The organism is Mediterranea sp. ET5, from assembly GCF_023337025.1.
Lineage (GTDB): Bacteria > Bacteroidota > Bacteroidia > Bacteroidales > Bacteroidaceae > Phocaeicola_A.
Genome location: NZ_JAMBLN010000016.1, coordinates 95890 through 101900 on the forward strand (window position 1 = coordinate 95890; position 6011 = coordinate 101900).

Sequence of the window (6011 nt, forward strand, 5' to 3'; positions counted from 1 at the left end):
TGAAACACTCATGCACATCGAACATCTCTCCATCGGTTATGGCACACGCACGCTGCTCTCCGACGTCACGCTGACGCTGGAGGGAGGGCAGCTCGTGGCGCTTCTGGGCCGTAACGGGACGGGCAAGAGCACCCTGCTCCGTGCGCTGGCAGGGCTTGAACCGTGCCGTACGGGCGAAGTCTGGCTCGACGGACGCCCCCTCTCCACGCTCGATGCGGGCGAACGCTCGCGCCGGGTCAGCCTGGTGACGACCGAGAAGGTGGCAGTACCCCACTTGCGTGTCCACGAACTCGTGGCAATGGGCCGCGCTCCCTACACCAACTGGGTGGGCCGTCTCTCCGCCACGGACGAAGCCGCCATCGCCCGTGCACTGGAGCTGACGGGCATGTCCGCCTACGCCTCCCGTCCGACCGACAGCCTGTCCGACGGCGAGAGCCAGCGGGTGATGATTGCCCGGGCGCTGGCGCAGGACACGCCGCTGGTCCTGCTCGACGAGCCGACGTCGTTCCTCGACCTGCCGAACCGCTACGACCTCTGCCTGCTGCTCAAGCGGCTTGCCACGGAGTCGGGGAAGCTCATCGTGTTCTCTACGCACGAACTGGACATCGCGCTGTCCGTCTGCCACACGGTGATGCTCATCGACAATCCGCGCGTGCACTGCCTGCCCACACCGGAGATGGTGTCGGCGGGCCACATCGAACGCCTGTTCCACAGCCCGTCGGTGAGCTTTGACATCTCGGAGTGGGAACCCGGCAGCTATGCCGTCCGGGTGAAGGGGAGGGGATGAATTTTCCCGTCGGGCGAAAGATTTCCGTCCGATTGTTTCGCCGCTCCGACATCTCTTTGTATCTTTGCGGTACTTTAAGAAGCAAGTCACAATAAGGAAGTTTCCGTTGTGAAGACATCTAGGTAGCCCTCGGCCTTTAAGCGGGGGCTTTTTTATTGTCCCATTCCAAACAAAGGCGGGCAATGACGACAGTTTCCTGTGCCGTCATTGCCCGCCTTTCCTTTATCCTTGCCCGCCGTCGTGCCGGCAGGTTCCGGTCCAGGTCGTCCTGTGGGGTCAGTTCTTCGCCGTTCCGTACTTGTCCATCAGTCCGCGGATGACCTCCGCCGTCAGCTCATGTCCCTCCAGGAGGGGGAACCCTTCCCAGCGGACGATGCCCTGCGGGTCGATGAGGATGACGTGCGGGATGCCCTTCACCTGGAGCGCGTTCTTCATCGTCGCCCGGGTGTCGATGGCGCTGCTGTACTCCAGTACGGGCGAAGGCATTGCCTTCACGTCCTCCGCCTTCTCGTCAGAGAGGCCGATGACCACCAGCTCGTCCTTGAACTGCTTCTGGAACTCGTTCAGCTCGGGGATAGCCTTCCGGCAGGGACCGCACCACGTCGCCCAGAAGTCGATGAGGACGAACTTGCCCTTTGTCTCCGGCTGTGCGGTGAGCCACTGCTCCACGGTCAGCTCGGGTGCCTTCTTGTTGAGGAACGAGGCAGCCCACAGCTGCTTGCCGTTGTTGCTCTCCTGTGCCATTCCCGCTATGCTGCACAGCAGGAAGGCGATGCACGTAAGTAGCTTGTTCATGGCGCCTTATTCGATGAATTTCACTTTGCTCATGTCGCGCGACTTGGCTTCAGGCGCCTCGTCGGGGTAACCCAGGGCGATGGCGTAGAGCAGCCGGTGCGTGTCGGGGAGGTCCAGCCGTTTGAGGTACTCCGCAGCTGCGGGCGTCTCCATGAAGCGGGTGGCGCCGCCCAGGCAGCACGAACCGATGCCCAGCGACTGTGCCGCGAGGATGATGTTCTCGCCCAGCAGGCCGCAGTCGACCTGCGAGAGGTCATAGGTCGTGTCGTAGGCGATGAAGACCACCGTCGGCGCGTTGTTGAACATGTTGCGGAAGCCCGGACGCTCGGCTGCCTTGGGGTTCTCCTTCTTGTACAGTTCGGTCAGTCCGTTGATGAAGTCCGCGTTGTCGGTCACGCGCACCTGCCACGACTCCCGGTGCATCCCGTTGGGGGCATGGATGCCGCACTCCAGGATACGTTGCAGCGTGTCGCGGTTCACCGGCTGGGGTTTGTACTGACGGATGCTGCGCCGCGCCATGATGTTCTCGATGACGATGTCCGAGCGGCTCGGCAACGGTTCCTGAGCAGGAGCTTCCTGCTGTGCCGGACTGCATCCGGCAAGGGCGGCACACACGCAGAGTCCGCCCGCAAGCGATTTCAATGTTGCGTTCATGTTATGAGGTATTGGGTGATTGGTTGTCAGGGAGTCGGGGTTACTTGTCCTTCGGCTTGTCGTCGGACTTCAGTCCGTCCACGAAGCCGTCGATGGCGGCGCCTGTCTTGTCGATGACGTCCCCTGCCTTCTCGATGACCTTGCCGGCGTGCTCCTTGAAGGCGGCGGAAGCATACTCACCCTGCAGGCGGGCGATCTCCCTCAGCTCATCCTCGGACAGGTCCTTGGCGTCCTTCGCCTTGTCCAGGAGGGCGCTGAACTTCTTGTTCGCCTCCTCCCACTGCGCCTCGGTGTAGCTGCTGCCCTTGTCCTTCACCTCCTCGATGAAGTCCTTCAGTTCGTCCACTTGGCTCTTCTCCCGGCAGGAGTCGAGCGAGAATGCCGCTGCGAAAAGCAGGGCGTAGATAAAGAATCTTTTCATACTCTTGACTGGTTAAGTCCCGCCTGCGTCCGGTACGCCCGTTGGCAGGGAGTCCGTCGCCCGTCCGTTGCAGCCCGTCGCCTGCGGAAGTGATTGAACAGTATCGGGTCACGGATGCTCCGCCCTGCGTACCTGCCGCCGGGACGCCGTCCGTGATACCTTCGCAAATATACGGCTTTTGCTTGCTAAAAGGAGTGAAAAAAGTCCACATTATGTTGCACGTGTCTCCCCGTCGGACATAAAAAAGGGGGCGCTGCAGAGCAACGTCCCCTTTCCTTTTAATATGGCGTATGATGGAATGCCAGTCTTAGAGCTTCGGACCAGCAGCAACCAAAGCCTTGCCGGCTTCGTTACCGGTGAACTTGGCGAAGTTCTTGATGAAGCGGCCGGCGAGGTCCTTAGCCTTCTCGTCCCACTGAGCAGCGTCAGCGTAGGTGTCGCGCGGGTCAAGGATCTTCGGGTCTACTCCCGGGAGTTCCGTCGGAACGACGAAGTCGAAGTACGGGATGGTCTTCGTGGGAGCCTTGTCGATCGAGCCGTCGAGGATGGCGTCGATGATGCCGCGGGTGTCGCGGATGGAGATACGCTTACCCGTACCGTTCCAGCCTGTGTTGACCAGGTATGCCTTGGCGCCAACCTTGTTCATCTTCTTCACCAGTTCTTCAGCATACTTCGTCGGGTGCAAGCTCAAGAAAGCGGCACCGAAGCAAGCGGAGAAGGTCGGAGTCGGCTCGGTGATGCCGCGCTCTGTACCTGCCAGCTTGGCAGTAAAGCCGGAGAGGAAGTAATACTGGGTCTGCTCTGCGTTGAGGATAGATACCGGGGGCAATACGCCGAAGGCATCAGCAGAGAGGAAGATTACCTGGTGTGCGTGAGGACCCTTGGAGATGGGCTTCACGATGTTCTCGATGTGGTAGATGGGGTAAGACACGCGGGTGTTCTCGGTCACGCTCTTGTCTGCGAAGTCGATCTTGCCGTTGGCGTCAACGGTCACGTTCTCCAGGAGGGCGTCACGCTTGATGGCGTTGTAGATGTCCGGCTCAGACTCCTTGTCGAGGTTGATGACCTTGGCATAGCATCCGCCTTCGTAGTTGAACACGCCTTCATCGTCCCATCCGTGCTCGTCGTCGCCGATGAGCAGACGTTTCGGGTCGGTCGAAAGAGTGGTCTTTCCGGTACCTGACAGACCGAAGAAGATAGCGGTGTCAGTACCTTCCTTGTTCGTGTTGGCGGAGCAGTGCATGGAAGCGATGCCACGGAGCGGGTTGAGGTAGTTCATGATGGAGAAGATACCCTTCTTCATTTCACCACCGTACCAGGTGTTCAGGATTACCTGTTCCTTGGTCTTGAGGTTGAACACGGTAGCAGTCTCCGAGTTGAGGCCAAGCTCCTTGTAGTTGTCCACCTTTGCCTTGGCAGCGTTGAAGGACACGAAGTCGGGCTCGCCGTAGTTGGCAAGTTCCTCAGCTGTCGGACGGATGAACATGTTGGTCACAAAGTGTGCCTGCCAAGCCACTTCCATGATGAAGCGCACTTTCAGACGGGTAGCCTCGTTGGCACCGCAGAATGTGTCGACAACGAAAAGACGCTTGCCGGAGAGTTCCTTCACGGCCTTTGCCTTCAGGTCAGCCCATGCCTCTTCGGAGCAAGGCTTGTTGTCGTTCTTATATTCGTCGGAAGTCCACCATACGGTGTCCTTGCTGGCCTCGTTGTATACGAAGAATTTGTCTTTGGGCGAGCGGCCGGTGTAGATACCGGTCATCACGTTGACTGCGCCCAGTTCAGTTACCTGGCCCTTCTCGTAGCCTTCCAATGTTGATTTGGTCTCTTCTGCGAACAGAACATCATAAGACGGATTGTGCACGATTTCTTTGACATCGGTGATTCCGTACTTGCTCAAATCCAAGTTTGCCATTGTTGTTGAGTTTTTAGTTGTAATATAATGAATAGATTCTCTTGCTTGTTGTCTTTCTTTCTGAAAAGGCAGGGCTTTCGCTCTGAAAGTGGCAGGGAGCCTGCCTTGTTTATCAGGTGCAAAAGTAGCATATTCTTTGGAGTGGGGAAAATATATTAGAGAAAAATTTCCATAATGCGGTAAGATTTATATTTGTATAACATCTGTCCGCGTCAGAATTGCGTGTTTGGGCTTTATTTCGTTTATTTGCAGCCGATAAAGCGAAAGCAGCCGGACCGTCGGGCAGGCAGGCTCCCTTGTCCCGCCTTGCCCTGCCCCTTCGTGTGCCCGTGTCCGGAGAGCCCTTTCCGGTCGCCGGCTGCCAAAGAGTCAATCATTTAACAACAAGATAAACCTGACTTATGAAAGTAATCGACTTCAACCAGTCCAACTCGGTGCTCAACCGGTTTGTGGCTGAGCTCCGCGACGTGAACATACAGGGCGACCGCCTCCGTTTCCGCCGCAATGTGGAACGCATCGGCGAGGTGATGGCCTATGAGATGAGCAAAGAGTTCCACTACACCCGTCGTCCCGTGCAGACCCCGCTGGGAGTCGCCCAGGTGAACCTGCCGGACAATCCCCTCGTCCTCGCGACCATCCTGCGTGCGGGGCTTCCGTTCCACCAGGGCTTCCTGAGCTACTTCGACCATGCGGAGAACGCCTTCGTCTCCGCCTACCGCAAGTACATCGATGAGGAACACTTCGACGTGAACATCGAGTACATCGCCTCGCCGGACATCACGGGCAAGACGCTCGTCCTGGTCGACCCGATGCTTGCCACCGGGTCTTCGATGGAGCTGAGCTATCACGCCATGCTGACTCGTGGCGAACCGGCGGAAATCCACGTGGCATCCATCATCGCCACCCGTCAGGCGGTGGACTACATCTCCGAGAAGCTGCCGGCAGACAAGACCACGGTGTGGTGTGCTGCCATCGACCCCACGCTCGACGACCATTATTATATTGTCCCCGGTCTGGGTGACGCGGGTGACCTCTGCTTCGGGGAAAAATAAACACCCCTCAATTGACAATTGAAGAAGCGCTTTGCGCTTCTGACAAAATGTCAAATGAATCGCCCGAGAAGGGGCTTCCTTGCACCAGAATACGAGTTGGTGACCGGGAAGGGCCTTCTCGGGCGATTTGTGTTTTTCATGTTGTCGGGGTTTTCGTCAGTTTCCTTTCCTTCTGTCTTGTTTTCCTTCCCGTCCGTTCCCTTCCGTCGGTCTTTTTACACGGACGGACGCAAAATCACACATCGGAAATCGTGCCCCTTCGGTCTCTAAAAAATGGGGACCGGTGGGTGTTTTCGTACGGACGCGTCGGTACGACGGTGCGGACACGTTGGTACGACGGTAGTCGTTCGTCCGTACGAAGCCAATCATAGGTGCTTTCGACCATGA

The 6011-nt window shown here is 58.0% G+C and carries 7 protein-coding genes; 2 read left to right on the forward strand and 5 right to left on the reverse strand.

Going from position 1 to position 6011, the window contains the following annotated elements; genetic code table 11:
- Window positions 1-10 precede the first annotated feature (10 nt).
- Window positions 11-787, forward strand: coding sequence for an ABC transporter ATP-binding protein (locus tag M3087_RS10495; RefSeq protein ID WP_022385968.1), 777 nt, complete (start codon window positions 11-13; stop codon window positions 785-787).
- Between the two features lie 276 nt (window positions 788-1063).
- On the opposite strand, the gene M3087_RS10500 is transcribed toward M3087_RS10495, so the two are convergent.
- From M3087_RS10500 to pckA, 4 genes are all read right to left on the reverse strand, one after another.
- On the reverse strand, window positions 1064-1582 hold the full coding sequence (locus tag M3087_RS10500) for a TlpA family protein disulfide reductase (protein WP_249095569.1): 519 nt from the start codon (window positions 1580-1582) through the stop codon (window positions 1064-1066).
- A gap of 6 nt (window positions 1583-1588) precedes the next feature.
- On the reverse strand, window positions 1589-2236 hold the full coding sequence (locus tag M3087_RS10505) for a nitroreductase family protein (protein ID WP_249095571.1): 648 nt from the start codon (window positions 2234-2236) through the stop codon (window positions 1589-1591).
- A 40-nt stretch (window positions 2237-2276) separates the two neighbouring features.
- Entirely contained in the window at window positions 2277-2657 is a 381-nt protein-coding gene (locus M3087_RS10510; RefSeq protein ID WP_106484092.1) for a DUF6565 domain-containing protein, read from the reverse strand.
- A gap of 307 nt (window positions 2658-2964) precedes the next feature.
- Entirely contained in the window at window positions 2965-4572 is a 1608-nt protein-coding gene (gene pckA, locus M3087_RS10515; protein ID WP_022385964.1) for a phosphoenolpyruvate carboxykinase (ATP), read from the reverse strand.
- A 401-nt stretch (window positions 4573-4973) separates the two neighbouring features.
- On the opposite strand from pckA, the gene upp reads away from it, so the two are divergent.
- Complete coding sequence (gene upp, locus M3087_RS10520; protein ID WP_022385963.1) at window positions 4974-5624, forward strand: uracil phosphoribosyltransferase; 651 nt, start codon at window positions 4974-4976, stop codon at window positions 5622-5624.
- A 156-nt stretch (window positions 5625-5780) separates the two neighbouring features.
- Here upp and M3087_RS10525 read toward each other — a convergent pair.
- Window positions 5781-6011, reverse strand: a 231-nt coding sequence (locus M3087_RS10525; protein WP_249095573.1) for a hypothetical protein, incomplete at its 5' end; no start/stop codon positions are given.